The sequence below is a fragment of the Nonomuraea sp. MTCD27 genome (assembly GCF_041950495.1).
Lineage (GTDB): Bacteria > Actinomycetota > Actinomycetes > Streptosporangiales > Streptosporangiaceae > Nonomuraea.
Genome location: NZ_JBGNUW010000005.1, coordinates 395,798 through 419,149, shown reverse-complemented (window position 1 = coordinate 419,149; position 23,352 = coordinate 395,798). Strand labels below are relative to the sequence as shown.

The 23,352-nt window shown below is 71.5% G+C and carries 26 protein-coding genes and 1 tRNA gene; 13 read left to right on the top strand and 14 right to left on the bottom strand.

The genetic code is table 11. From position 1 onward, the window contains the following. Positions 1-40: 40 nt before the first annotated feature. Together ACBJ59_RS17800 and ACBJ59_RS17795 are read left to right on the top strand one after the other, a co-directional pair. Positions 41-1,213 carry a CynX/NimT family MFS transporter gene (locus tag ACBJ59_RS17800; protein WP_375111320.1) on the top strand — a complete coding sequence of 391 codons (1,173 nt, stop codon included), beginning with the start codon at positions 41-43 and terminating at the stop codon, positions 1,211-1,213. 19 nt (positions 1,214-1,232) lie between these two features. Then, a complete protein-coding gene (locus ACBJ59_RS17795) occupies positions 1,233-1,901 on the top strand; it encodes a hypothetical protein (protein WP_375111319.1) in 669 nt (222 codons plus the stop codon). On the opposite strand, the gene ACBJ59_RS17790 is transcribed toward ACBJ59_RS17795, so the two are convergent. Both ACBJ59_RS17790 and ACBJ59_RS17785 read right to left on the bottom strand, forming a co-directional pair. Beyond that, the gene (locus ACBJ59_RS17790) at positions 1,870-2,412 is read right to left on the bottom strand and encodes a cysteine dioxygenase family protein (protein WP_375111318.1); all 543 of its coding nucleotides are present in this window, start codon (positions 2,410-2,412) and stop codon (positions 1,870-1,872) included. The two genes, ACBJ59_RS17795 and ACBJ59_RS17790, sit on opposite strands and share 32 nt — an antisense overlap. Positions 2,413-2,432: 20 nt before the next feature. Then, positions 2,433-3,374, bottom strand: coding sequence for an amidohydrolase (locus tag ACBJ59_RS17785; protein ID WP_375111317.1), 942 nt, complete (start codon positions 3,372-3,374; stop codon positions 2,433-2,435). A 241-nt stretch (positions 3,375-3,615) separates the two neighbouring features. Between ACBJ59_RS17785 and ACBJ59_RS17780 the strand changes: the two genes are divergently transcribed. After that, the gene (locus ACBJ59_RS17780) at positions 3,616-4,605 is read left to right on the top strand and encodes a LacI family DNA-binding transcriptional regulator (protein ID WP_375111316.1); all 990 of its coding nucleotides are present in this window, start codon (positions 3,616-3,618) and stop codon (positions 4,603-4,605) included. On the opposite strand, the gene ACBJ59_RS17775 is transcribed toward ACBJ59_RS17780, so the two are convergent. Together ACBJ59_RS17775 and ACBJ59_RS17770 are read right to left on the bottom strand one after the other, a co-directional pair. Further along, positions 4,600-5,940, bottom strand: coding sequence for an aromatic amino acid ammonia-lyase (locus tag ACBJ59_RS17775; protein WP_375111315.1), 1,341 nt, complete (start codon positions 5,938-5,940; stop codon positions 4,600-4,602). The two genes, ACBJ59_RS17780 and ACBJ59_RS17775, sit on opposite strands and share 6 nt — an antisense overlap. A 9-nt stretch (positions 5,941-5,949) precedes the next feature. Beyond that, positions 5,950-6,330 (bottom strand): phage holin family protein, encoded by a 381-nt coding sequence (locus tag ACBJ59_RS17770; protein ID WP_364115225.1) that lies wholly within the window; start codon positions 6,328-6,330, stop codon positions 5,950-5,952. Between the two features lie 134 nt (positions 6,331-6,464). Here ACBJ59_RS17770 and ACBJ59_RS17765 point away from each other — a divergent pair, with 134 nt between their 5' ends. Then, the gene (locus ACBJ59_RS17765) at positions 6,465-6,746 is read left to right on the top strand and encodes a hypothetical protein (protein WP_364115227.1); all 282 of its coding nucleotides are present in this window, start codon (positions 6,465-6,467) and stop codon (positions 6,744-6,746) included. A gap of 235 nt (positions 6,747-6,981) precedes the next feature. Here ACBJ59_RS17765 and ACBJ59_RS17760 read toward each other — a convergent pair whose 3' ends face one another. After that, the gene (locus ACBJ59_RS17760; protein ID WP_375111314.1) at positions 6,982-7,815 is read right to left on the bottom strand and encodes an FAD:protein FMN transferase; all 834 of its coding nucleotides are present in this window, start codon (positions 7,813-7,815) and stop codon (positions 6,982-6,984) included. Between the two features lie 69 nt (positions 7,816-7,884). Then, on the bottom strand, positions 7,885-8,586 hold the full coding sequence (locus ACBJ59_RS17755) for a hypothetical protein (RefSeq protein ID WP_375111313.1): 702 nt from the start codon (positions 8,584-8,586) through the stop codon (positions 7,885-7,887). A gap of 51 nt (positions 8,587-8,637) precedes the next feature. On the opposite strand from ACBJ59_RS17755, the gene ACBJ59_RS17750 reads away from it, so the two are divergent. The 3 genes from ACBJ59_RS17750 to ACBJ59_RS17740 all read left to right on the top strand — a co-directional run bounded on the left by ACBJ59_RS17750 (position 8,638) and on the right by ACBJ59_RS17740 (position 10,327). Next, a complete protein-coding gene (locus ACBJ59_RS17750; RefSeq protein WP_375111312.1) occupies positions 8,638-9,030 on the top strand; it encodes an OsmC family protein in 393 nt (130 codons plus the stop codon). A 248-nt stretch (positions 9,031-9,278) separates the two neighbouring features. Then, positions 9,279-10,205 (top strand): nucleoside hydrolase, encoded by a 927-nt coding sequence (locus ACBJ59_RS17745; protein WP_375111311.1) that lies wholly within the window; start codon positions 9,279-9,281, stop codon positions 10,203-10,205. 45 nt (positions 10,206-10,250) lie between these two features. Continuing rightward, positions 10,251-10,327 (top strand) — tRNA-Lys (locus ACBJ59_RS17740). A gap of 48 nt (positions 10,328-10,375) precedes the next feature. On the opposite strand, the gene ACBJ59_RS17735 is transcribed toward ACBJ59_RS17740, so the two are convergent. The 3 genes from ACBJ59_RS17735 to ACBJ59_RS17725 all read right to left on the bottom strand — a co-directional run bounded on the left by ACBJ59_RS17735 (position 10,376) and on the right by ACBJ59_RS17725 (position 12,116). After that, positions 10,376-10,708: a hypothetical protein gene (locus ACBJ59_RS17735; RefSeq protein WP_375111310.1), complete on the bottom strand. Its 333-nt coding sequence runs from the start codon at positions 10,706-10,708 to the stop codon at positions 10,376-10,378. A gap of 81 nt (positions 10,709-10,789) precedes the next feature. Continuing rightward, positions 10,790-11,218 (bottom strand): nucleoside deaminase, encoded by a 429-nt coding sequence (locus ACBJ59_RS17730; protein ID WP_375111309.1) that lies wholly within the window; start codon positions 11,216-11,218, stop codon positions 10,790-10,792. A gap of 31 nt (positions 11,219-11,249) precedes the next feature. Further along, complete coding sequence (locus ACBJ59_RS17725; RefSeq protein WP_375111308.1) at positions 11,250-12,116, bottom strand: DUF4429 domain-containing protein; 867 nt, start codon at positions 12,114-12,116, stop codon at positions 11,250-11,252. 50 nt (positions 12,117-12,166) lie between these two features. On the opposite strand from ACBJ59_RS17725, the gene ACBJ59_RS17720 reads away from it, so the two are divergent. Further along, the gene (locus ACBJ59_RS17720; protein ID WP_375111307.1) at positions 12,167-12,748 is read left to right on the top strand and encodes an HD domain-containing protein; all 582 of its coding nucleotides are present in this window, start codon (positions 12,167-12,169) and stop codon (positions 12,746-12,748) included. Here ACBJ59_RS17720 and ACBJ59_RS17715 read toward each other — a convergent pair. Next, positions 12,745-13,455 carry a FadR/GntR family transcriptional regulator gene (locus ACBJ59_RS17715; RefSeq protein WP_375111306.1) on the bottom strand — a complete coding sequence of 237 codons (711 nt, stop codon included), beginning with the start codon at positions 13,453-13,455 and terminating at the stop codon, positions 12,745-12,747. The genes ACBJ59_RS17720 and ACBJ59_RS17715 overlap by 4 nt on opposite strands. Before the next feature lie 136 nt (positions 13,456-13,591). Between ACBJ59_RS17715 and ACBJ59_RS17710 the strand changes: the two genes are divergently transcribed. From ACBJ59_RS17710 to ACBJ59_RS17690, 5 genes are read left to right on the top strand one after another with little or no spacing between them, the layout of a single operon-like run. Further along, on the top strand, positions 13,592-15,196 hold the full coding sequence (locus ACBJ59_RS17710) for an ABC transporter substrate-binding protein (protein ID WP_375111305.1): 1,605 nt from the start codon (positions 13,592-13,594) through the stop codon (positions 15,194-15,196). After that, entirely contained in the window at positions 15,193-16,152 is a 960-nt protein-coding gene (locus ACBJ59_RS17705) for an ABC transporter permease (protein ID WP_375111304.1), read from the top strand. The genes ACBJ59_RS17710 and ACBJ59_RS17705 overlap by 4 nt, the downstream gene beginning before the upstream one ends. Continuing rightward, the gene (locus tag ACBJ59_RS17700) at positions 16,149-18,116 is read left to right on the top strand and encodes a dipeptide/oligopeptide/nickel ABC transporter permease/ATP-binding protein (protein ID WP_375111303.1); all 1,968 of its coding nucleotides are present in this window, start codon (positions 16,149-16,151) and stop codon (positions 18,114-18,116) included. The genes ACBJ59_RS17705 and ACBJ59_RS17700 overlap by 4 nt, the downstream gene beginning before the upstream one ends. After that, positions 18,109-19,098 (top strand): oligopeptide/dipeptide ABC transporter ATP-binding protein, encoded by a 990-nt coding sequence (locus ACBJ59_RS17695; RefSeq protein ID WP_375111302.1) that lies wholly within the window; start codon positions 18,109-18,111, stop codon positions 19,096-19,098. Before ACBJ59_RS17700 ends, ACBJ59_RS17695 begins: the two co-directional genes overlap by 8 nt. Beyond that, positions 19,095-20,027 carry a dihydrodipicolinate synthase family protein gene (locus ACBJ59_RS17690; protein WP_375111301.1) on the top strand — a complete coding sequence of 311 codons (933 nt, stop codon included), beginning with the start codon at positions 19,095-19,097 and terminating at the stop codon, positions 20,025-20,027. The genes ACBJ59_RS17695 and ACBJ59_RS17690 overlap by 4 nt, the downstream gene beginning before the upstream one ends. Here ACBJ59_RS17690 and ACBJ59_RS17685 read toward each other — a convergent pair. The 4 genes from ACBJ59_RS17685 to ACBJ59_RS17670 all read right to left on the bottom strand — a co-directional run bounded on the left by ACBJ59_RS17685 (position 20,019) and on the right by ACBJ59_RS17670 (position 23,287). Then, positions 20,019-20,288, bottom strand: coding sequence for a DUF1876 domain-containing protein (locus ACBJ59_RS17685; RefSeq protein ID WP_375111300.1), 270 nt, complete (start codon positions 20,286-20,288; stop codon positions 20,019-20,021). The genes ACBJ59_RS17690 and ACBJ59_RS17685 overlap by 9 nt on opposite strands. A gap of 95 nt (positions 20,289-20,383) precedes the next feature. Then, the gene (locus ACBJ59_RS17680; RefSeq protein ID WP_375111299.1) at positions 20,384-21,340 is read right to left on the bottom strand and encodes a sugar kinase; all 957 of its coding nucleotides are present in this window, start codon (positions 21,338-21,340) and stop codon (positions 20,384-20,386) included. Beyond that, positions 21,337-22,047, bottom strand: coding sequence for an IclR family transcriptional regulator (locus ACBJ59_RS17675; protein WP_375111298.1), 711 nt, complete (start codon positions 22,045-22,047; stop codon positions 21,337-21,339). The genes ACBJ59_RS17680 and ACBJ59_RS17675 overlap by 4 nt, the downstream gene beginning before the upstream one ends. Positions 22,048-22,174: 127 nt before the next feature. Then, complete coding sequence (locus ACBJ59_RS17670) at positions 22,175-23,287, bottom strand: winged helix DNA-binding domain-containing protein (RefSeq protein WP_375111297.1); 1,113 nt, start codon at positions 23,285-23,287, stop codon at positions 22,175-22,177. Positions 23,288-23,352 lie beyond the last annotated feature (65 nt).

Sequence of the window (23,352 nt, the reverse complement as noted above, 5' to 3'; positions counted from 1 at the left end):
TAGACAACGTTGTCAAGGGCTTGTGCGAGAGTGGTCCTCTATGTCGTTGAGATCCGCCTTGCTGGTCATCGGATTCGCGCTGGCCGCGCTCAACCTGCGCCCCGCCATCGCGGGGGTCTCCCCGCTCCTCGACGAGATCATGAACGACGTGGGCCTCTCGCCCGCGGGCGGCGGCGCGATCACCACCGTCATGGTGGTCTGCCTGGGCGTATTCGGTCCGCTCACGCCGATGCTCGCCCGGCGCGTGGGCCTCGACCGCACGCTGCTGGCGGGCCTGCTGGTCATCGCGGCGGGCCTCGCGCTGCGCGGACTCGACGGCGCTCCCGTGCTCTACCTCGGCTCGGCCCTGGCCGCCACCGCGATCGCCGTGATGAACGTTTCCATGCCCGGCATCGTCAAGCAGCACTTCCCCACTCAGGTCAACCTCATGACCGGCGTCTACGTCTCCTGCGTGGTGGCGGGCGCGGCGGCCGCCTCCGCGCTGGTGATCCCGCTCGAACACGCCACCGGGTACGGCTGGCGCGGCGTCTCGGCCCTCCTGGCCGTCCCCGCGCTGCTGGCGGCGCTGCTCTGGCTGCCGCAGGCGCTGCGCAAGCAGCCTGGCGGGCCGACCGGGCCCAGACCCTTCCGCACGGTGCTGCGCAGCCGGGTCACCTGGTACGTCACCGCGCTCATGGGCCTGCAGTCGCTCACCTTCTACGTCATGCTGGCCTGGCTGCCGACGATCTACCTGGAGGCCGGCCTCCCCGCCGACCAGGCCGGCTACCTGCTCAGCCTGACGAACCTGGTCCAGGTCGGCACCTCGCTCGCGGTCCCCGTGCTGGCCGGGCGGCGCGCCTCGCAGGTGCCGTACGTGGTCGGGGCCGGCGTCCTGACCGTGCTCGGCTACCTGGGCGTGCTGCTGGCCCCGACGACCCTCCCATGGTTGTGGATGGTCGTGCTCGGCATCGGCCAGGGGGCCTCGTTCGCGCTGGCGCTGCTGATCATCGCGCTGCGGCCGGCCGATCCCGCCACGGTGACCGCTCTGTCGGCCGTGGCGCAGTCCGTGGGGTACGTGATCGCGGCGCTCGGGCCGCTGCTGTTCGGGTTCCTCAGGCAGGTGTCGGGCGGCTGGACGGTGCCGCTGGCGACGGGGCTGGGAGTGATCGCGGCGCAGATCGTGGCTGGGTGGTTCGCCGGTCGCCCTGCTACTTTAGGTAAGGCTAACCTTTAGATTTCCCGGGAGTTCCAGCGTGTTGACCGAGACCCTCCAGCGTGTTGCCGACGGGCGTGGCGGGGTGTTCGGGGTGGAGCCCGGCCTGGTCGTCGAGCCCGACGAGAGCTGGACGCCGGTCGGCGAGCTGGTGCGGGAGCCGTACACGTTGTTGTGCCGGCTCATCGACGAGACGGCCGCGCGCTGGAACGCGCCACGGCACGTCGGCGCGGCGCTGTTCTGGAAGACGTTCGGATACTGGCACACGCTGCCGATGGCGCTCGGGTGGGCGCTGGACGGGCGGGTGCCGGTCATGCGGCTCGCGGACACGTACTTCAAGGTGTCGGACGCCGGGGTGACGCTCGCGGCCACGCGGGTGAGCTGGGGCACCGGCGCCTCCGCGATCGCCGGGGCGCTGGAGGAGGCGCAGCGGCCGCTGGTCGAGGCCATCGGCTCCGTCGCCAAGGTGGGTGAGCGGACGCTGTGGGGCTCCACGGCGGAGGCGATCGCCCACCCGCTGGTCTCGATCGTGCCCGGCGACTACATGAGCCTGCTGAAGGAGGTCGGCCGGCCGGTCGACGGGCTCGTCGAGCCCGCCGACGACGGCTTCTTCCGCAGGACGTGCTGCCTGTGGATCACGCTGCCGGACGTCGAGCCGTGCGGAACCTGCTGCGTGCTCAGGCCACGGAGCCGATCGGGTCGTCCATAGGCCGCAGCTCGTCGGCGTAGCTCACCGACACGCGGCGCATGACGCCGCTCGGGTCGATCGAGTACTGGCCGAGCCGCCACAGCGGCGGCGAGTAGGCGTGGATCGAGACGCTCTCGTCCACCGCGCCGGTGAGCCGGTGGATGTGGTCGGGCCCGAACGAGAACGACTGCCCCTCCGGCACCACGGTCTCCAGGTGCTCGCCGCCGATGCGCGGGTTGCACTCCCGCAGCGCCCCCCGCACCACGTGCACGGCTCCCGAGGAGATGTCGTGGTCGTGCCAACCCGTGTCGTCCTCTGGGCGCCAGCACAGCAGCCAGACGTCCACGTACGCGTCGCGGTAGAGCGAGGCGTAGTGGCGCCCGCCGTCCGCCGGGAAGTCCACCTGGTCACGCCACTCCTCCGGGCGGGCGGCCAGCTCGTCCACCAGGTCGCGCAGCTCACGGCGGTCGAGAGTGCGCTCCGGGAGCCCCGCACAGGTGCCCCCGTCCTGGATCTGCTCAGTGGTGCTCACGTACGAGTCTCCTTCCCTGCTCATGGCCTCACTCCGTTCGGCGGGCCCGGTCGCCACATTCCCCCGCCTTCTCCCGCTCCGGTCGCTTCGCTCCCGCCGCTCCTCCAGTCGGCGGCACTCCCGCGCAGTAGCCGGCGGGGGTTGACGACCGTGATGGCGTGGCCGGCGGCCGCGCCGAGTCCGGGGTCGGGGGCGGTGGCGTAGGGGGCGTCGGAGCCGTTGACCACGACGTCGATGCCGAGCTCGCGGACGATGGCGTCGATGGCGCGCGGGCCGTACGAGGAGGTCTCCACGAAGAAGTCCCGGTCGACCAGGCCGCGCCCGCCGCCGCCCCGGGTGATCAGACGCTCCGAGTGCAGCGGCGCCAGCCCCGCGAGGAGCGCGAAGCAGACCCGCAGCCGCGGATGCCGGGGCCGGACGACGGCGTGGAAGTAGTGCCAGGCCGCGTGCATCTGCTGCACGTACGGCACCAGCGCCGGCCACCACGGCGGCGCGCCGGCCATGGGGGCGGCCGGACCGGGGTGCACGAACAGCGGCAGGTCCCTGGCGGTCAGCACCTCCAGCAGCCGGTCGTCGGGCTCGGCCGTGGCGGGGATCTGCAGGCCCGCGAAACCGCGGTCGAGATCCTTGGCCAGGCGGTCCGGGTCGGGCTCGCTGTGGCAGGTGGCCGCCCACGCCCCGAAGGGCTCGCCCAGCGCCAGGGCCCCGTCGTGATAGGCGTCGATCAGCGGCCGGCCTTCTTCGGGAGGCAGGAACTCGATGCCCAGCGGGCTCGACAGCGACACCAGCGCCAGCTCCAGGCCGGTGGTGTCGCGGTGCTCGTGGTCGGCGGGATCCACCTCGTACGGCGGCTCGCCGTCGAGGATCAGCGTCCAGCCGTCGAGGCGGGGAGGGGAGGTGCGGGCGCGCAGGGCATCGACGAACGCGCCTGTCCACAGGTGCTGATGCACGTCGACGCTCATGGTCGCGGCCCTCCTTCCGCTATTTCCTACTCACAATACATGTAAACGCCTCACGCTGTGATGTCTCCCTTGTGAAACGCTTCAGTGATACGGTTCAGTGAACCGCTTCACTTGGCGCTTGTCAACGGGTGTCGCCCTGCCGGACGGTGACGCGCCCGGCGAGTCCCCCACCGCGTGGCGAACCCGACAGGATCGTGGCGGGAAATCGGCGTCTGTCGGTGCTACGCAATAGGCTGGCGTAATGCCTCGCAAGAGAGCGACGATCCGTGAGGTGGCCCAGGCCACAGGCCTGTCACCGGCGGCCGTCTCCTACGCGCTACGCGGCCTGCAGGTGTCGGAGGAGACGATGGAGCGCGTGCGTGCCGCGGCCGCCGAGCTCGGCTACGAGGCCGATCCCATCGCCAGAGCTCTGGCCAGCGGGCGCACCGGCATGATCGGCCTGCTGTGCGGCTCGCTGGAGGACCTCTGGCAGCAGTCCCTGGCGGTCGGCATCAGCAGGGGCCTGCGGGAGAAGGATCGCTACGCCCTGATCCTCGACGCGGTCGGCGACCCGGCCAGGGAGCGGGCCATGGCCCAGCAGCTCCGTGACCAGCGCGTGGACGGGATGATCGTGCAGCCGATCGACCCGGCGGCCGCGTTCTGGCCCGAGCTGTGCGAGTCGGTTCCGGTGGTCGCGATCGGAGACTCGATCTCCGGCACGGCCGGCGAGGTCGTCTTCGACAACCGGCGCGGGGTGACGCTGGCCCTGGAGCACCTGCGGGCCCTGGGCCACCGCAGCATCGCCGTCCTCACCCCGACCCGGGCCAGCACGCCCGACCGGCCCGCCGACGTGCACGTCACGGCCGAGGCCGAGCGGCTGGGCCTGGACATCGAGGTCACCACCGCCCCTCACGGGCTGGCGGGGGCCACGGCGGCGGCCCACGAGCTGCTGAGCGGCAACAAGCCGAGCGCGGTGTTCTGCTTCGCCGACTCCATCGCCTACGGGGTCTACGCGGCGGCGCAGGAGCTCGGTATGTCCGTGCCCGGCGACGTGTCCGTCATGGGCTACGACGATCATCCGATGTCGGGCCTGCTCACGCCGGGGCTCACGACCGTCGACTGGGACATCGACGGCATCGTGCGGGCGGCGGTGCGGCTGATCGCGGCGGCCGCGGACGGTGGCACCCGGCGGCGGCGCGTCGTGCAGAAGCCCACGCTCAGGGAGCGCGGCTCGGTCGCCCAGGCGTCATAGCCGGTGCGGCGGGTGCCGTGACAGGGCGCGGCGGGATTCCTCCAGGTCTTCGGTGAGCGGGCGGTCGGGCGTGGCCAGGTGGAGTGCGCGGGCGGCGGCGGTGCGCTCGCAGGCCAGCACGACCTCCAGGGGCTCCAGGCAGCGCAGGGTGTGGCGGGCGGCCTGGGTGGCGAAGCCGGCGTGGTCCTCCGCGCCCCGCGAGATCACCGCCGTGCCCGTCGTCACCGGGGTCGCCAGGTGGCGGAGGTCGGACAGGGCGTCCTGGGCCACGTACTCGAGGATCAGGGCTCCCGAGGCGCCGGGGCTGTCGGCGAGGAAGGGGAGATGACCGGTGTAGGCCGGGTCCATGAGGGTGGCCAGGCGGGCCGTGCTGAGCTGGGCCGTCTGCACGAGCGCGGCCCGCAGCGCGTCGAGGGCCAGGGCCACGGGGGCCGAATGGAAGTTGCCGTTGTGCCAGGCCAGGCCGCCGGCGATGAGGGGGTTCTCGGTGGGGGAGTTGAGGTCGACCTCGATCGTGGCGACGGCTCTCGCGAGGGCGTCCAGGGCGGCGCCGTGCACCTGGGCGAAGGCGCGGAAGCCGTACGGGTCCTGGATGCGGGTGGTGGGCTCGTGGGAGAGCAGGCCGCGCAGCCGGGCGGCCACCGCGGCCTGGCCGGGATGCGGCCGGGCCTCCTGCACGGCGGCGGCCAGCGGCTCGGCCGAGGCGTCCACGGCGGTGAACGACATCGCGGCCACGTCGACGGCGGCGTCGAGGAGGAGGCGCAGGCGGTGACCGGCGATGGCGGCGTCGGCCAGGGTGGCCGCTCCCGAGCTGATGAACGGCAGCGCGTCGCCCGGGACGAAGTCGTGGCGGGGCGGGTCCGCGGGGGCTCGCTGGGGGTCGCGGTGCCAGGGGAGCTCGCCCAGGAGGCACAGGGCCGTGGTGGCCAGCGCCGTGAGGTCGCCGGTGCCGATGGCGCCGTACGTGCGCAGCGGCGGGGTGTAGCCGTGCTCGATCGCGTACGCCAGCGCCCGGCAGACGGCCGGATCGACGCCGGAGCCGCCCGCGAGGAGCTGGTTGAGCCGGACCACGAGCATCGCCCTGGCCCGGGCGGGCCCGATCGGCGGGCCGGCGCCGCACGCGTGGCTGCGCAGCAGGCCGAGGCCCGCTCCCTCCAGCATGACGTCCCGGTTCGCCCCCACCCCCGTGCTCTTGCCGTACACGGGGCCGGTCAGCTCCTGAGCGGTGGCCCACGCGGCCCGGGCCCGATCCAGGGAGGCGATCGTGACCCGGGCCCCGTCGTACGCGGCGTGGTGAACCTGCGCGCAGGTCAGGCCGGCGCCGTCGAGCTCCATAGGGAAGGGTCAGTCGTTGTCGGGGATGAACAGGCCGAGCAGCCAGCTCACGACGCTGATGATGATCGCCCCCCAGAACGCGGCCGGGTAGAAGTTGTCGACATGGAAGGGGATGTCCAGCTCGCCGGCGATCCAGCTCGTCAGCAGCAGCATGGCCGCGTTGATGACGAGCAGGAACAGTCCCAGTGTCAGCACGATGATCGCGCAGCCGAGCGCCTTCACGATGGGCTTGACGATGGCGTTGATGACACCGAAGATCAGGGCCACGAGCAGCAGGACGCCCCAGTATCTGGCCGTGTTGGTGGGGGCGTCCACATCGATGCCGTCGATGAACTGGATAGCCACCCACAGGGCCACTGCCGCGGCGATGGTTCTGATGATGAATCTCACGCTGGTTGATCCTCCCACTTGTGATCGGCGCTGCGATAGGGGCGCAGTCACTACGATGCCCTTCGGTCACTGTCGGTAGTCGCCGGTTATCGTCGGTCCAACGGGGGGAAGAGGCGTGCAGGGGAGGGATCGAGATGGACGCGAACGCGAACGGGCTCGAGTCGCTGCCGGCCGACGAGTTGCACGATCGGGCGGTGCGTTACGCCGTGCGCCATGGGGACCTGGGGTTCCTGTGGGAGTTGCTTAAGGTGATCCCGGCGGCGGAGGCCGCCAGCGGTCATTCCAACGAGACCGCCAACGACCTCAGCAAGGTCTCCGCGCTGCTCAGCGACGCCATCGCGGCGGGTGAGGGCAAGCTCGGCGAGGCACTGCGGCCGATCTACATCGAATATCTGCGCAAACATCCCGACGCCTAGCGTCGCCGCTTCGAGGGAGGACTTCGCGCATACGTCTTCGGGTCGGTCTTCAGGGCCAGGGTTCTGCGGCGGGTGCCGGTCCCGATGGCCGGGGTCGGCCCACCGCGGGGCCCCGGCCGGCCCCGCCGGATCGGCGGGCCGGCTCGTGGGGCGCGCCTGCTTGGAGCTGAGGAACGCGGTGCGGCACGCCGGGCTGGGCGGGCTGGGCGGCCTGGCGGTGTCGGTGGTGGGCGGGTCAGCCGGCCAGGCGGGTTTGGGCGGTGCTGTAGCGGGCGAAGCCGGGGGTGGTGAGCTCCTGGCCGTCGTGGGTGACGATCATGGTCTCGTACGGGCCCGAGCGGGCCAGGTCGGTGGCGAAGCGGCGGCCCGGCAGGGGGCCCATGGCGTAGATCGCGGTGGCGTAGGCGTCGGCCAGGCCGAGGTCGGGGCCGATCACCGTGACCCAGCCCAGCCCGGTCTGGACCTCTCCGGTGTGCGGGTTGACGATGGGCGCGCCGCCGGAGGTGGCCAGGCCCAGGTCGTGGGCGAAGACGACCTTGCGTACGGTGTCGTCGCGCGGATCGCGCACCCCGACGCGCCAGCGTTCGCCCGGGGCGGCCGAGCCGCGCACCCTGATGTCGTTGCCCGCGGTGATGCGGTGGTCGCCGGCGCCGGCGTTGGACAGCGCCCGCGACAGCCGCTCCAGCGCCCAGCCCTTGATGTAGCCGGAGGGGTCGATCACGCCGTTGATGCGGGCCTCGAACCAGCCGCCGGTGGCCTCGCTGAGCTCGTCGCAGCGGTGCAGGACCTCGACGAGCTCGGGGATCTGCCTGATCGTCTGGCCGCGGTTGAGCCGGCCGATCTGGCTGTCCTCCTTGGTCGGGCTGAAGGTGTCGTCCACCCATCTCAGCCAGGCGAACGCGTTGTCCAGCAGGGGGATGAGCTCGCGTGCCGGGAGGGCGGTGCGGATGTCCACGCTCACCGGCATGCCCATGACCATCTCGACACGGGCGCTGCCGGGGAAGGTCATCATCGCGGCCTCGGCGATATCAGAAGTCGTCGCGGACTCGGCGATGTCAGAAGTCGTCACCTTGCCTCCTTGCCTGTCGCCTACGCTTTCAGACGGGGCCCACGCTTCCAGACCGGGCGTATGGTAGGCCTAAACCCTTTGCCCGGATTTGAAATGAATCTGTGACCTCGGGACAGCAAGGCGTGACAAGGCTCCGGCGACGTACCGCTTGAACGGCCGCGGGCCCGCCACCAGCACCTCGCGCTCGGCGATGTCCGGGATCTCCCGGCTCAGGCCGGAGGCGCTCACCCGCTCCTTGACCCGGGGATCGTGCTCGGCGCCCACGACGAGGATGAGGTCGTAGCGGGCCGCGAGGTCGCGCAGCTCGTCGGTGACGCGCTCGGTGCGGTAGACGGCCACCGTGTCCGTCGCGCTCGCCAGCCGCTCGCGCAGCGCGGCCGGGTCGAGGCCGGTCGCGATCAGGAGCGCCGGTCTGGTCGTGTGGGGCACCCGGTGGCTCCAGACCGCCATCACCGCCGCCATCGCGTAGAGCAGCAGCGAGCCGGCCCGGCTGAGGCCGGTCACGTAGGCGGTGGAGCTGAACTGGTGTGCCACCAGCAGCGCCCCGGCCAGGTAGCCGCCGAGCCGCAGGCGTTGCCTGGCCTCCTCGGTGCGCAGGTAGTCGGCGGCCTTCACGCTGAGGAAGCCGAGTGCCACGAGCAGCGCCGCGGCGGCGTAGGCGGTCGGAGTCCACGGGTAGCCGTAACTCGGCTGGATCGCACCGAACTCGGCGACCGCGACTCCGCACCAGAAGAGGATCGGGCCCTGATCAGCATTCGCCTCGCTAGCCATGGCTCCACGATCCTGAACGAACATTAAAGGTTTCTGAGTAGGGTCTGAAACATGGCTAACGTGCGTGTCGAGCGGACTGAAGAGGGCGGATTCCGGGCTACCAACGCCCGTGGCGCCGAGGTTCTGATCGGGGGCGGCGACGAGGACGGGGTGTTCACTCCGGTCGAGTTGCTGCTGGCGGCGGTGGGCGGGTGCAACATCGTCACCGTCGAGCCGCTCACCGCCAAGCGGGGGCACCGGCTGGTGCGGCTGGCGATGACGGTGGGTGCGGAGAAGGTCGAGTCGAACAAGCTCGGCCCGGTGACCATCACGTACGACGTGGAGCTGCCGTCCGAGGAGGCCGACGAGGTGTTCCGGGCGGTCGCCGGTCGGGTGCACGAGAAGTACTGCACGGTGAGCAGGTCGCTGCAAGAGGGGACGGAGGTTCGGTTGGAGCTTCCGTAGGTGGATTAAACAGATATTCGACCCCGTTATGACGCGACCGTTGCATTCGTCTCGGTAGCGTTGGAGCAGGTCAGGAGCACTGCAACTGACCGAAGGACCTTCACCGATGCGGACGCGGAGGGGGACCGCGGTTCGCAAGTGCGGGACCGCCGGCGTTTTTGGGGGAAAGCGCCGGCCTGGACCGCCGCCGATCGGGCCGGGCAGCTTTGGGGGAACTGCCCGGCCCGATCCATGCGTATCCTCCGGACGTGAAGAAAGTTCTCATTGATTGCGATCCCGGCATTGACGACGCGCTCGCGCTGGCCCTGGCCGCCGGCTCCACCGGCTCCCTCGACCTCGTCGGCGTCACCACGGTGGGCGGGAACGTCGATCTCCCGCTGACCACGGCGAACGCGCTGGCGTTGCGGGAGTTCCTCCAGATGGGCGACGTGCCGGTGACGCCGGGCAGCGCCGGCGCCCTGATGCGGCGGACGGTCAGGGCCACCGCCGTGCACGGGCTTACCGGGCTCGGCGACGTGGTGTTGCCGGCACCGGTGCGGGGGCCGTCGGAGGGGCACGCGGTCGACTTCATCGTGGAGACGCTGCGGGCCGCGCCCGGTGAGATCACGCTGGTGGCCGTGGGACCGCTGACGAACATCGCCCTCGCCGTACGCCGCGAGCCGCGCGTCGTCGAGTGGGCCCGCGACCTGGTCATCATGGGCGGCTCCTACACCCGCGGCAACCACAACCCGGCCGCCGAGTTCAACATGCTGGCCGATCCCGAGGCGGCCGCGATCGTGTTCGAGGCCGGCTGGACGGTCAAGATGCTGGGGCTCGACGTGACGCTGTCGGCCGTGGTGACCTCGGCGGTGCTGGAGCGGATGCGGCCGCTCGGCCGGCTGGCCGACCTGCTGGTGCCCGCCGCGCAGTTCTACGGGGTGGTGTCGGCCGAGGGCGGGCCGGCCATCCATGACGCGTGCGCGGTGGCGTACCTGCTGGATCCCGGTCTCTTCACCTGCGTGCCGGCCGTGGTGAACGTGGAGACGGCCGGGCAGTACACGAGGGGCATGACCGTGACGGACTTCAGGATCGGCGACCGGGAGGCGAACGCGCTGGTGGCGACCTCCCTGGACGTGAAGGGCTTCTGGGACCTTGTGGTGGGGACGTACGAGAGGCTGGCCGTCCGGCTGGGCTGACACGGGCGCGGGCACTGGCCGGCGGCTGATAGAGTTACTTCTGTTGCGCCGCTAGCTCAGTTGGTCAGAGCAGCTGACTCTTAATCAGCGGGTCCGGGGTTCGAGTCCCTGGCGGCGCACCATCACAGCGAAACGGGCACTGTCCACCGGACAGTGCCCGTCGTCGTTTCTCAGGCCGGTCGCTCGTCCACGCCGACGGCGCCGACGCCGCTGGTGAAGATGCCGCCGCAGTAGCCCTGGGACTGACCGGAGCCGCCCGGTGGGAGCGTCACCCACTCGCCCACCACGTCCGGCGCCCGCCCGCAGACCACCACGGCCCGGAAGATCCAGGTCCGGTCCGTGGGGTTCTGGCAGGAGGCGATGCCGAGGTCGCGGTCGTTGGCGTGTACGAAGGTGTCGCAGTCGAGGATCGTGGCCGCCGCCGAGGCGGACGGCGCCGGCCACGCCGACAGGAGCGCGAAGGACCCGGCCACGGCCGCCGCGATGCGCATTCCCTTGAACATTTGCCCCTCCAGGACCAGAGATCGACCATCACTTTCCGCAGTCGATCGTATGCAAGGAGTGGCGAAGCTGAAAGCGGTTATTCAGCGGTAGTAGCCCTCGACGGGTACGCGTGCCTCCTCGTACAGGGCGGGGCCCTCGGACGGAGGGTCGGTGAAGGAGCTGCCGGGCGGCTTGAGGCCGTCGAGCTGCTCGCCGGACAGCGCGTACACCACCTTGCCCAGGCCCGAGCGGGCGATGGCGCCCGCGCACATGCCGCAGGGCTGGCAGCTGGTGTACATCGTGGTCGTGGCCGCGGCGGCGGGATCGAGCTCGCGGGCGGCCCAGCGGGCCAGCTTCAGCTCGGGATGGGCGGTGATGTCCCGGTCGGTGAGGGAGCTGTTGCGCTCCTCGGCCAGGATGGTGCCGTCGGGGCCGGCCAGCAGCGAGCCGAACGGCGGATTGCCGCCGGCCCGGGCCTCGGCGGCCAGGGCGATCGCCCGGCGCAGCAGTTTCTCCGCGTCATATGTCACTGTGGCTCCTGGAGTCTTTCCGGGTTGATGGTCACGAGTCCTGAAGGCGGCGGATCATGGCCTGCTTGGCCGTCGCGAACTCCTCGTCCGTCAGCACGCCCGAGCGGTGCAGCTCGCCGAGCTCGCCCAGCCGGCGCAGCACCGCGTCGTGCACGTCGTCGGAGACCGGCGCCGGGGAGGCAGGGGGCGGCTCGGGCGCGTCACGCGGGAGGCGGGCGAGCACGGCCGCGGCTACCAGGGCCGTCGCGCCGCCGAAGCGCTGGATGCCCCAGGACACGCAGCGCAGGTCCTTCTGCGGCGGCCTGGAGCTCGGGCCCTCGCCCTTGATCCGGAAGCGCAGCGTGCCGTAGCTCATGCCGGACTGCGGCCGCCACTCCACGCCGGAGATGTCCGGGAGCGGGAACTCCTGCGGGCCCGCCTTCTCCTTCTCCGTGCTGGCCCAGCCGGTCCACTCCAGCCGCACCCGCTCCCCGTCGAAGAACGCGGTGCCGTCGCCGGCCGTGGCCGAGATGGGCACGTTCGGGACCGGGAGCAGGTAGTCGTCGCAGGGGGCGCTGGGGGTCTGGTAGACGAGCAGGGTGTCGCGGATCTCGTCGGCGAAGTATTCGGCGGCGCCCGCCCGGGTCTTCGGGACCGCCAGCCGGTAGGGGTCGGCGGGCGCGGTCAGCGTGCCGGCGGCGGCGTCGGACAGCGCGTCGGCTCCCTTCCGCAGCCGCAGGCGCAGGTGGCCGCCCTTGCGCGAGGGCTCGAACGCCACGCCGGCGATCGCCTCCAGCGGCACCATCACCTCGCCGAGGGTCCTGCGCAGCTCGTCCACGTCCTTGCCGCTGCCCGGGACGATTCGCAGCATTTCCCCATTGAACGTCCACGACCCATCGGCGACAGCGATCTCGGCCATATTCTCACCCTAAGACACGCTCGCGGCACGATCACCTACGAAGGAGCGGGATGGAGATCTTCACCGGCTGGCCGTCCTGGGCGCATGCGGAAGGTCCGCTGCGCGCGGCGCTGCCGCCGGCCACCGTGGGCGCCCTGCGCGAGGCCCTGGCCTTCGCCGGGCGCAAGCACGGGGTGCAGCAGCGGCCCACCGGGCGGCCCTACCTGGAGCATCTGCTCGAGGCGCTGGAGGTGGCCGTGTCCGGCGCCGGGGTGAGCGACAGGGACGTGCTGGTCGCGATCGTGCTGCACGACGTGCTGGAGGACACCTCCTGCACGGAGGGTGACCTCGCGCGGCGGTTCGGCCCCGAGGTGGCGGCGCTCGTGCGGTGGGTGACCAAGCCCCCCGGCGGGGTCAAGGCCGACTATCTGGCCTCGCTGGTCAAGGCGCCGCACAAGGCCGTGCTGGTCAAGCTCGCCGACCGGGTGAGCAACGTGCAGGAGCTGCAGCGGATGCCGTGGCGGTTCCAGCGGCGCTACTACCTGGAGACCGTCGCGTACATCATGCCGCTGGCCGGGGCCCACCCGTGGTTCGCGGAGTGGTTCGGGGAGTGGCGCCGCAGGTGGCGGCGGGTGGAGAGGTGGCCGGGCTAGGTTTTGATCTTCGCGACGCGGTTGCGTACGCCCTCGAAGTGCGCGTGTACGGCGGCCACGGCGGCGGCCCGGTCGCCGGCCAGGACGGCGGTGTGGATGTCGCGGTGCCGTTTGGCGACGTCGGCCGAGGGCTCGTCGGGTGCGCCCAGGGCGTCGCGGAGCTGGTAGTAGACGTCCCAGAACGCGCCGAGGAGCTGGCTCACCAAGGGGTTGCCGAGCGGGCGGTAGAGCAGGTCGTGGAAGAGGCGGTCGGTCTCGGGGGAGACCGGGCCGGCCTCGGCCTCGGTCTCCATCCTGGCCATGACGGCGGCGACGGGCGCCAGGTCGACCTCCGGGCCCAGCTCGATCAGGCGCTCGACGAGGCCGCTCTCCAGGATCTCGCGGATCTCGATCAGGTGGGCGAGGTGGTTGGCGCCGTTCTGCAGGGTGATGCGGCTGTGGAAGGTCAGCTCGTTGACCAGGCCGGCCAGGGACATGCGGCCGACGAACATGCCGAAGCCGTGGCGGATGTCGACGATGCCCACCGCCTGCAAGGCCTTCAGCGCCTCCCGGATGGAGTTGCGGCTGACCTGGAGCTCTTCCATGAGCTCCGACTCCGTGGGGAGGGGATCCCCGGCCACCAGCCCGCGCCTGACGATGAGGTCCTTGACGCCCTCCTGGGCCTCGGCGGCGCGGCTGGGGCGCGCCGGACGCGGGACTGTGGTCATGAAAAATCCTTTCGCCGTAGGTAACATTCCGGAAATCTTCTGTTGACCTCAAGCAGCGGCTGCGTTTAGCGTCCACTTTACGCACAAGATAGGACATGGGATGTCCCACGTTCCATATCCCCTCCAGGAGGCATCCGTGAGCTCTGAGTTCAGTCGCCGCGACTTCCTGCGTTACAGCGGGGCGACGGGTGCGGCGGCGTTCGTCGCGGCCACGCTCTCCGCTTGTTCCGGAGGCCCGGCCTCGACCGGTTCGGTCGGCGCGGGATCGAACAAAGACCTGATCACCGCCGTCATCGGGTACGGCAACGACCAGAGCTGGGATCCGACCCAGACGGCGTCGGCGTTCGCGATGGCCGGGATCAGCCATGTCTACGAAGGGCTGCTCGACACCGACCCGGTCACCCGCGAGCCGTACCCGGCGCTGGCCACCGCGCTGCCGGCCGACCTGAACGCCACCACCTGGCGGTTCACCCTCAGGGACGGCGCCAAGTGGCACGACGGGCAGCCGGTCACGGTCGACGACGTGATCTTCACCTTCGACCGGATCCTGGGCCCCGACAACGTCCTGACCGGCAACTTCTTCAAGTCCTGGCTGCAGGAGGTGAAGAAGGTGGACGAGCGGAACGTGGAGCTGGTCTTCAAGTTCCCCTTCCCCGACGCGGCGCCCCGGCTGACGATCGCGAAGATCATGCCGAAGCACGTGTTCAGCCAGGCGGGGGCATGGGACCAGGCCAAGGGCGGCAAGGCGGTGGGTTCGGGGCCGTACAAGCTGGCGGCGCACAACCCCAAGTCCAACACCTCGTTCGAGGCGTTCGACGGCTACAACGGGCCCCGGCCGGCCACGGTCAAGAAGATGAACTGGCTGACGATCGTGGACGCCGCCGCCCGCGTGGCCAAGATCTCCGGCGGGTCCGCCGAGGCGCAGATCGCCGACAACATCCCGTACGCCAACGTCGAGCAGCTCAAGCAGCAGGGGCTGACGGTCGAGGGCGGCAAGGGCATGAACCACATGTTCCTGATGTTCAACACCGGCACGAAACCGTTCGACGACGTACGGGTGCGCCAGGCCCTGCACTACGCCATCGACAAGCAGAAGATGATCGACGTGGCGCTCAAGGGCCACGGCACCGCCTCCAGCTCCTTCCTCAACGAGGGGCACCCCGACCACAAGCGCGCCTCGGTCGTCTACGACCACGACCCCGAGAAGGCGAAGGCGCTGCTGAAGGAGGCCGGGGTCAGCAACCTGACGATCAACCTCATGGCCGTCAACGTGAGCTGGATCGCGGACTGCCTGCCCACCATCGCCGCCTCCTGGGAGGCCATCGGCGTCAAGACCACGCTGGAGCCGCAGGACACGGCCGCGCTGTTCACCAAGATGGACCAGTTCCAGGACTATCAGGTGGTCGCCGCGGCCTCGAACCCCAACCAGTTCGGCATGGACGCCGACCTGATCCTGCACTACAACTACGTGCCCGGCGGCCTGTGGATGAAGTACAGCCACTGGGACGGCACCAAGGACGCCGAGAAGCTGTTCGCGATGATGGACGAGGCCGGCAAGGAGACGGACAAGGCCAAACGGACCGAGCTGATCCACGAATATCTGGACTTCGTGGCTGAGCAGGCCATCCTCTACCCGGTCGTGCACAACGAGCTGATGACGGCCTGGGACCCGAAGAAGATCTCCGGCATCCGCGCCCAGCCGTACCCGGGCATCAACCTGCTGCAGGCCAAGAGGACATGACCCTCGTCGCCCGGATGCTGCTGCGGCGGCTCCTCATCCTGATCCCGCTGGTGCTCGGCGTGGTCGCGTTCGTGTTCATCGTCATGCGCTTCTCCGGCAGCAAGCCGGAGTACGCCTACTTCCAGGGCGCGAACCCGACCCCCGAGCAGATCCACCAGTTCCAGCTCGAGAACGGCCTGCTGGACCCGCTCCCCCTGCGCTATGTCCGCTTCGTCGCCGACCTCGCGCAGGGCGACATGGGCACCAGCGTGCTCACGAAGAAGCCGGTCATCGAGTCGGTGACGACCGCGCTGCCGCTGACGTTGCAGCTCACGTTCCTCGGCCTGGCCGTGGCGGTGGTGCTGTCGCTGGTCTTCGGCGTGACGGCGGCGATCTTCCGCGACCGCTGGCCCGACCAGGTGATCCGCATGGTCTCGCTGATCGGGGTGGCGGCGCCGGCGTTCTGGCTGGCCCTGCTGATGATCCAGTGGCTGGCGGTGGGGGAGGGGCTGTTCCCGACCGGCGGCTACATCAACCCGGCCGACTCGCTGGCCGGCTGGCTGCAGTCGATGACGCTGCCCGCGCTGTCGCTGTCGCTCCCGATCGCCGCCCAGCTCACCCGCATCATCCGCACGTCGATGGTGGAGGAGCTGGACCGCGACTACGTTCGCACCGCGGTCGGCAGCGGCCTGCCGCCGATCGTGGTCGTCGGCCGGAACGTCCTGCGCAACGCCCTGATCAACCCGCTGACCGTGCTGGGCCTGCGCATCGGCTACCTGATCGGCGGCACCGTGGTCATCGAGACGATCTACGGGCTGCCCGGCATGGGCCAGCTCATGATCAACGCCGTGCGCGACGGCGATCCGGCCGTCGTCCAGGGCGTGGTGCTGACCATCGCGGTCGGCTTCATGGTCGTCAACCTGGTCGTCGACGTCCTGTATCTGCTGGTCAACCCCCGCCTCAGGAGCGCCACATGAGACAGTTCCAGCTGCGGCGGGGACTGGCGGAGCGCCTGTCCCGGCCCGGCATCGGGTTCCGCCGGATGAAGCCGCTGTCGTGGCTGTCGGTGGGCATCATCGCGGTGGTCGTGCTGGCCGCGCTGCTGGCACCGTGGATCGCGCCGCACTCGCCGTACTTCCAGGAGGCCGCCGGCGGCGGCCCGTCCGCCGCGCACTGGATGGGGCTCGACAGCGCCAACCGCGACATCCTGTCCAGGCTCCTGTACGGCGCCCGCTGGTCGCTGATCATCGGCCTGGGCGCCACCGGGCTGGCCCTGGTCACCGGGGCGATCATCGGCGCCGTCGCGGCCACCTCGCGCCGGGCCGTGGACGAGACCCTCATGCGGCTGCTCGACGTCATCATGGCCTTCCCCGGCATCGCGCTGGCCGCGGTGCTCGTGGCGGTGTTCGGTGGCAGCATCCCCGTGCTGGTCATGGCGATGGCCTTCCTCTACATGCCGTCGGTGGCCAGGGTCGTCCGGGCCAACGTGATCGCCCAGTACGGCGAGGACTACGTCGCGGCCGAGCGCATCATCGGCGCCCGCACGCCGCACATCCTCGTCAAGCACGTCGCGATCAACTGCGCCGCGCCGGTGCTGGTGTTCTGCACGGTGATGGTGGCCGACGCGATCGTGTTCGAGGCGTCGCTGTCGTTCATCGGCGCCGGCGTACGCCCGCCGAACCCCTCCTGGGGCAGCGTCATCGCCGACGGCAAGAACCTGGTGCTGCTCGGCGGCTGGTGGGCCACGGTCTTCCCCGGCCTGCTGATCCTGATCACCGTGCTCGCCCTGAACATCCTGGCCGAGGGCATCTCCGACGCCTGGGCCGCCCCGGCCGCGCGCAAGGCCCAGGTGCGCAAGGACGACGCGTTCGAGCAGGCCAAGCCTGGCTCCGGCGAGGTCGTCGAGCTGCCCGGCCTGGCCGAGGCCGCGCGCCGGCTGGCCGAGCGGGCCCGCCCGCTGCCGCAGGGCCCGCCGATCCTGGCGGTGGAGCGGCTGCGGATCGGATTCCCCAGAAGGGCCGGCAGCGTCGCGGACCCGGCGACTGTGGACGTCGTGGACGGCATCGGCTTCGAGGTGCGTCCCGGGGAGGTGCTCGGCCTGGTCGGCGAGTCCGGCTGCGGCAAGTCCCTGACCGCGCTGACCATCATGGGCCTGCAGCCCCGCGACGCCCGCGTCAGCGGCCACGTCCGGTTCGACCAGCGGGAGCTGCTGGCCGAGTCGAAGCGGGCCCGGCGCCGCCTGCTCGGCCACGAGATGGCGATGATCTACCAGGACGCCCTCTCCTCGCTGAACCCGGCCATGACCATCAAGGCCCAGCTCAAGCAGCTCACCCGGCGCGGCGGCCGGCGCAGCCCCACCGAGCTGCTGGAGCTCGTCGGCCTGGAGGCCCGCCGCACCCTGTCGGCGTACCCGCACGAGCTGTCGGGCGGTCAGCGGCAGCGGGTGCTGATCGCGATGGCGCTGTCGCGCGAGCCCAAGCTGATCGTCGCCGACGAGCCCACGACGGCGCTCGACGTGACCGTGCAGGCGCAGGTCATCGAGCTGCTGCTGAGGTTGCGCGAGGAGCTGGGGTTCGCGCTGATCCTCGTCTCGCACGACCTCGCGCTGGTGGCCGACGTGACCGACCGCGTGGTGGTCATGTACGGCGGCCAGATCGTCGAGACCGGCGTCACGGCGACCCTGGTCGGCAACCCCGCCCACCACTACGCCCGGGGCCTGCTGGGCTCGGTGCTGTCGCTGGAGTCGGGGGCCGAGCGGCTCACGCAGATCCGCGGCGTGGTGCCGGCCCCGGCCGACTTCCCGCCCGGTTGCCGGTTCGCCGACCGGTGCCCGATGGCCACGGACGTGTGCCGTACCGAGCGGCCGGTGCTGGAAGGCGACGCCGAGCACGCGGTGGCCTGCCATCACCCGGCCCGTGTGGAGAGTGAGCAGCATGCTTGAGCTGAAGGACGTGCACGTCGTGCACAAGGCCCGCTCGGGCGGCGTGTTCTCGCGCGACCGCGTCCACGCGCTGACCGAGGCGAACTTCGCGATCGGCCCCGGCGAGACGGTCGGCGTCGTGGGGGAGTCGGGGTGCGGCAAGTCCACGCTGGCCAAGGTGCTGGTGGGCCTGCAGCGGCCGACCTCGGGCACCGTCACGTTCCGCGGCCGGGAGCTGTGGGGGCTGAAGGAGCCGGAGCGGCGCCGGCTGATCGGGTCGAACGTGGGGATGATCTTCCAGGATCCGTCCACGGCGCTCAACCGGCGGCTGCCGATCCGGCAGGTGCTGCGTGACCCGCTCAACGTGCACGGCCGCGGCACCCCGGCCCAGCGCGAGGCCCGCGTGCGGGAGCTGCTCGACCTTGTGGGGCTGCCCGCGAGCGCGGCCGACGCGCTGCCGAGCCAGCTGTCCGGCGGGCAGCGCCAGCGCGTGGCCGTCGCCAGGGCGCTGGCGCTGGAGCCCGAGCTGGTGGTGGCCGACGAGCCGACCAGCGCGCTCGACGTGTCGGTGCGGGCGCAGATCCTCAACCTGCTGCTCGATCTGAAGGAGCGGCTCGGGCTGGCGCTGGTGTTCGTCTCGCACGACATCCAGACGGTACGCAGGATGAGCGACCGTGTGGTCACCATGTACCTCGGGCGGATCGTCGAGCAGACCCCGGCGCAGGCGGTGCCGCTGGGCGCGCGGCACCCGTACACGCGGGCGCTGTTCTCGGCCACGCCCGGGCTGATCTCGCCGATCAACCCGATCCCGCTGGTGGGCGCCGTGCCGTCGGCGACCAGACCGCCCAGCGGATGCCCGTTCCGCACGCGGTGCTGGCGGGCAGATGACCTCTGTGCGGCCGAGTGGCCGGCGGCGGAGATCGAGGACGACCACCTCTTCCACTGCCACCACCCGGTGGCCGCGGGAGCGACCGATCTTGAACTGATCCAGGAGCGCGTATGACGTCTTCCCACATCGCCGGGTCCGCGACGCTGACCGGTGTCATCCCGCCGGTCTGCACGCCGATGACCCCCGAGTACGAGGTGGACACCGCCTCGCTCGTCCGGCTGATCGATCACCTGCTCGACGGGGGCGTGGACGCGCTGTTCGTGCTCGGGTCGTCGTCGGAGGTGGCGTACCTGACGGACGCGCAGCGGCGGACGGTGCTGGACACCGTGGTCGGGCACGCGGGCGGGCAGGTGCCGGTGCTGGCCGGGGTGATCGACATGACCACGCCGCGGGTGCTGGAGCACGCGCGGGTCGCGGCCGGGGCCGGGGCGTCGGGGCTGGTGGTGACGGCGCCGTTCTACACGCGTACGCATCCGGAGGAGATCCGCACCCACTTCAGGACCGTCGCCGCGCGGACCGGGCTGCCGGTCTACGCCTACGACCTGCCGGTCTCCGTGCACACCAAGCTGAGCGCCGGCCTGCTGCTGGAGCTGGCCGCCGAGGGCGCGCTGGCCGGGGTGAAGGACTCCAGCGGCGACGACGGCGGGCTGCGCGAGGTCATCCTGGGCCGCGAGGCGCCGTTCAGCGTGCTGACCGGGTCCGAGGTGACCGTGGACTCCGCGCTGTGGATGGGCGCCGACGGCGTGGTGCCGGGGCTGGGCAACGTGGACCCGCAGGGGTACGCCGAGCTGTACCGCTGCGCCTCCCGCGGCGACTGGGAGGCGGCCAGGGCGGAGCAGGAGCGCCTGGTCAGGCTGTTCGAGATCGTCCGCGTCGGCGGCGCGCGCATGGGCGGCAGCTCGTCCGGCCTCGGGGCGTTCAAGGCCGCACTTCACCTGCGCGGCGTCATCGACTGCCCGATCACCGCGCTCCCGCAGATCCCGCTGAACGACGACGAGGTCGGGCGGATCGGCAAGCTCCTGGCGAGCGCCGGGCTATTGTGATCTGCCCACCGGGCTCGCCATCTGGGCCACGTCCTCCGCGCCGTCCTCGATCAGCTTCGACGCCAGCTCCGACAGCGCCCGCCCGACGGCCAGCTCGTCCCCGATCCCCGGCACCGGCCGGTCGTCCGGATTGCGGCGGGCGTGTGCCACGCTCTCGTGCCGCTTTCCGTCCGGGGTGAACAGGACCGCCGTGGCCGTGGTCAAGGCGTCGTCGTCGTCCTCGCTGATCCAGATCTGCACGTTCCACTGCTTGTACTCCATGACGACCACCTCCCTACGTCCAGCCTCCTCCCGGGAGGGGCGGACGTAAAGGTGAGCGGGTCGGCCTTCGGCGTGGCCGGCCCGCTCGTCGCTCTCTAGCGGCTCACGCCGTCGGCGGGGCTCCGCAGCAGGTCCAGGTCGGCTCGCCGGGGCAGGCTCTCCCAGTCGCCCTGCGAGGTCACCGCGAACGCCCCGGCCGCGCACGCGGTGCCGAGCCGCTGCCCGGGCTCCGCCCCGGCCAGCCAGTCCGCCAGCCAGCCGGCCGCGAACGCGTCCCCTGCCCCGACGGAGTCGACCTCGGTCACCCGGTACGGCTCCGCCCGGCGTACGACGCCGTCGGACAGCTCCATGGCCCCCCGCGCCCCGAACTTGACCAGCACGTGCCGCGGCCCCAGCGCCGCCAGCGCCCTGGCCAGCTCCTCGGCCCCCGCGACGTCGGCGATCAGCCGGCCCTCGGCCTCGGTCGCGAACAGCACGTCCACGTCGCCGGCCGTGTCGCGCAGCCAGGCCCCGGCCTCCTCCGGCGTCCACAGCGCCCGCCGGTAGTTGACGTCGAGCGAGACCGGCACCCCGGCGGCCCGCGCCTCGGCGATGGCGTGGCGGACGGCCTCCCGCGCCGACGCCGAGAGCGCGGGCGTGATGGCCGAGACGTGCAGCACCCGGGCCGACCTGATGAGCTCCGGGTCCAGGTCGGCGGCGCAGAGCCGCGAGCCCGCGCTGTCCTTGCGGTAGTAACGCACGTCGATGAGGTCGGCCGTGCGCCTGCCCTTGATCATCAGGCCGGTGGGCGCGCCGGGGTCGGGGATCGCGTGCACGTCCACGCCCTCGCCCGCGAGCGTCGCCCGGATCAGGTCGCCGAACTCGTCGGCCCCCACCCGGCCCACCCACGCCGCGCGGTGGCCGAGCCGGGACACGCCGATCGCGACGTTGGACTCGGCGCCGCCCAGGCCGAGGTCGAAGTCGCGGGCGAAGCGCAGCGGCCCCGTGCGGCGGGCGGCGAACAGCGCCATGGTCTCGCCGAAGGTCACCAGATCGGTCGTCGGTCGCGTCATCGGCTCCGGCCACCCAGCTTTCTCGATATCCGGGCCGCCGCCCCGGCCACCAGCGGCCCCAGCTCGCGCACCCGCGCGGCGGTGATCCGCGAGGTGAGGCCGGAGACGGAGACGGCCGCGGTGACGGCGTCGTCGTGGTTGAAGATCGGCGCCGCGACGCAGCGCACCTCGGGCTCGTTCTCGCGGTCGTCCACCGCGTAGCCGCGGCGCCTGATGTGCGCCAGCTCCGCGCGCAGCCGCTCGACGTCGGTGATCGTGCGCCTGGTCCTGGGCTCCAGGACCAGCTCAGCCAGGATCTCCTCGGGCTGCCAGGCCAGGATGGCCTTGCCGACCGCGGTGGAGTGGAGGGGGCCGCGGCTGCCGATGCGCGAGGCCATGCGGACGTTGGCCTCGTTCTCCACCTTGTCGATGTAGACCACGTGCGGCGGGTCGTAGACGACGAGGTGGACGGTCTCGCGCACCTCGCTCATCAGCCGGTGCGACTCCTCGGCGGCCACGGCCCGCAGATCGAGGGTGGCGAGGTAGGCCTGCCCGAGGCGGAGCGTGCCGTGGCCCAGCCGGTAGGTGCCGGTTCTGCGGTCACGGTCGAGCAGCCTGGCCTCGACGAGGGGCACGGTCAGGCGCAACACCGTGCTCTTGGACAGGCCCACCGCCTCGGAGAGCTGCGTCAGCGACAGCCCCGAGTGCCCGCGCACGTGGTCCAGCACGGTCAGGGCGCCTGAGCGAGGCGGACCGGTTGCGTTCCTGCACGGTGCCCAACCTACCGATGAAACCGCAGTGCAACATGTTGTTCTGCACTGCACAACAGGCCGGGCCGAGGGGCGGCGGCCGGTGTCAGGACTTGGAAGGGCCGTCGAAGACTGAAATTTCATGCTTGTCGCCCGGGGCGAGGAACTCCAGCAGCCGCCGGGCCTCCTCCTCGACCTCGTCCAGGGCCTTGATCGGCTCCCACTGGTGGAGGTTGAGGGTGGAGGTCCCCTTGGTCCGCGTGACCGTCCAGTCGCCGGCCGTGACCCCGTCCACCAGGATGGCGCGCGGCATCACGTTGGTGCCCATGAAGCCCCGGAGCGCCGCGAACCCGGTCTCGGTGATCACCCTTGACCGGTCGGCGTGGGAGAGGAAGAGGTTGTCGAAGTCGTACATGAGGCGCGGGGGCGCCGGGGCTTCCTCGGCGGGGCGTACGGCGTCGGGCAGGTCGTACAGGGTCCTGCCGCTGTCGTCCCTGAACCTGACCAGGTCCATTGACTCCACCACCTCGCCCAGCCGGGTCAGCCCCGACCAGGTCTGCACGTCCATCACCGACGCCGGCCCGAACGCCGCCAGATAGCGCCGCACCAGCTCGGCCGGCGTCATCGGCGGCGTCGCCCGCCGGGCCTCGGCGCCGAGCCAGGACTCCGCACTGGTGTGCGCGACCGGCCCGCTCCTGCCCCACAGGCCGCGCGGCGGCACCTGCACCAGCGGCACCAGCCAGCGCACCCCCTGGCCCAGCGCGTGCGGGTCGTTGTCCGGCCACCGCTCGGCCAGCGCCCGCCCCAGGTCGGCGAACGTCATCGGCCGCTCCGCCAGCAGCGCCCGCCCGGTCGCCGCCAGCTCGTCCAGATCCACCCCCGCCAGCCGCTTGCCGAACGTCGTCCGCGTCATGCGCTCGGTGACCTGCTGCAGCAGCGGCCGCATGGCCAGGCAGTCGCGCCCGCTGACCAGGTGGATGGTGGAGCGCTGCAGCGCGATGCGGACGAGCTCCCTGGAGAGCAGCAGGGCGGCGGCGTCGTCGGGCGCGAAGCCTTCGACGCGGTTCCAGAGCCCGACGTACCAGGTGTGCGGGGTCTGTGCCTGGAGCCCGCCCAGGCGCTCCACGACCTCGACGACGGAGAGGCCGGTGCGGCGCAGCAGGTGCTGTCTGTCCAGCGTGGCCCGATTGAGCGCCCTGCGGCTGATGAGGGGATCCATGGCACAAAGGTAGGGGCTATTGCGGCCGGTCCCGGGCCGCAATAGCCCCAGCGGCGCCGGCGGAT

Coding starts and splice junctions, on each gene's coding strand:
- ACBJ59_RS17800 (WP_375111320.1), top strand. CDS start 41: ATGTCGTTGAGATCCGCCTTGCTGGTCATCGGATTCGCGCTGGCCGCG.
- ACBJ59_RS17785 (WP_375111317.1), bottom strand. CDS start 3,374: ATGAGCGTCGACGTGCATCAGCACCTGTGGACAGGCGCGTTCGTCGAT.
- ACBJ59_RS17780 (WP_375111316.1), top strand. CDS start 3,616: ATGCCTCGCAAGAGAGCGACGATCCGTGAGGTGGCCCAGGCCACAGGC.
- ACBJ59_RS17775 (WP_375111315.1), bottom strand. CDS start 5,940: ATGGAGCTCGACGGCGCCGGCCTGACCTGCGCGCAGGTTCACCACGCC.
- ACBJ59_RS17765 (WP_364115227.1), top strand. CDS start 6,465: ATGGACGCGAACGCGAACGGGCTCGAGTCGCTGCCGGCCGACGAGTTG.
- ACBJ59_RS17755 (WP_375111313.1), bottom strand. CDS start 8,586: ATGGCTAGCGAGGCGAATGCTGATCAGGGCCCGATCCTCTTCTGGTGC.
- ACBJ59_RS17750 (WP_375111312.1), top strand. CDS start 8,638: ATGGCTAACGTGCGTGTCGAGCGGACTGAAGAGGGCGGATTCCGGGCT.
- ACBJ59_RS17735 (WP_375111310.1), bottom strand. CDS start 10,708: ATGTTCAAGGGAATGCGCATCGCGGCGGCCGTGGCCGGGTCCTTCGCG.
- ACBJ59_RS17725 (WP_375111308.1), bottom strand. CDS start 12,116: ATGGCCGAGATCGCTGTCGCCGATGGGTCGTGGACGTTCAATGGGGAA.
- ACBJ59_RS17720 (WP_375111307.1), top strand. CDS start 12,167: ATGGAGATCTTCACCGGCTGGCCGTCCTGGGCGCATGCGGAAGGTCCG.
- ACBJ59_RS17715 (WP_375111306.1), bottom strand. CDS start 13,455: ATGACCACAGTCCCGCGTCCGGCGCGCCCCAGCCGCGCCGCCGAGGCC.
- ACBJ59_RS17705 (WP_375111304.1), top strand. CDS start 15,193: ATGACCCTCGTCGCCCGGATGCTGCTGCGGCGGCTCCTCATCCTGATC.
- ACBJ59_RS17700 (WP_375111303.1), top strand. CDS start 16,149: ATGAGACAGTTCCAGCTGCGGCGGGGACTGGCGGAGCGCCTGTCCCGG.
- ACBJ59_RS17695 (WP_375111302.1), top strand. CDS start 18,109: ATGCTTGAGCTGAAGGACGTGCACGTCGTGCACAAGGCCCGCTCGGGC.
- ACBJ59_RS17690 (WP_375111301.1), top strand. CDS start 19,095: ATGACGTCTTCCCACATCGCCGGGTCCGCGACGCTGACCGGTGTCATC.
- ACBJ59_RS17685 (WP_375111300.1), bottom strand. CDS start 20,288: ATGGAGTACAAGCAGTGGAACGTGCAGATCTGGATCAGCGAGGACGAC.
- ACBJ59_RS17680 (WP_375111299.1), bottom strand. CDS start 21,340: ATGACGCGACCGACGACCGATCTGGTGACCTTCGGCGAGACCATGGCG.
- ACBJ59_RS17670 (WP_375111297.1), bottom strand. CDS start 23,287: ATGGATCCCCTCATCAGCCGCAGGGCGCTCAATCGGGCCACGCTGGAC.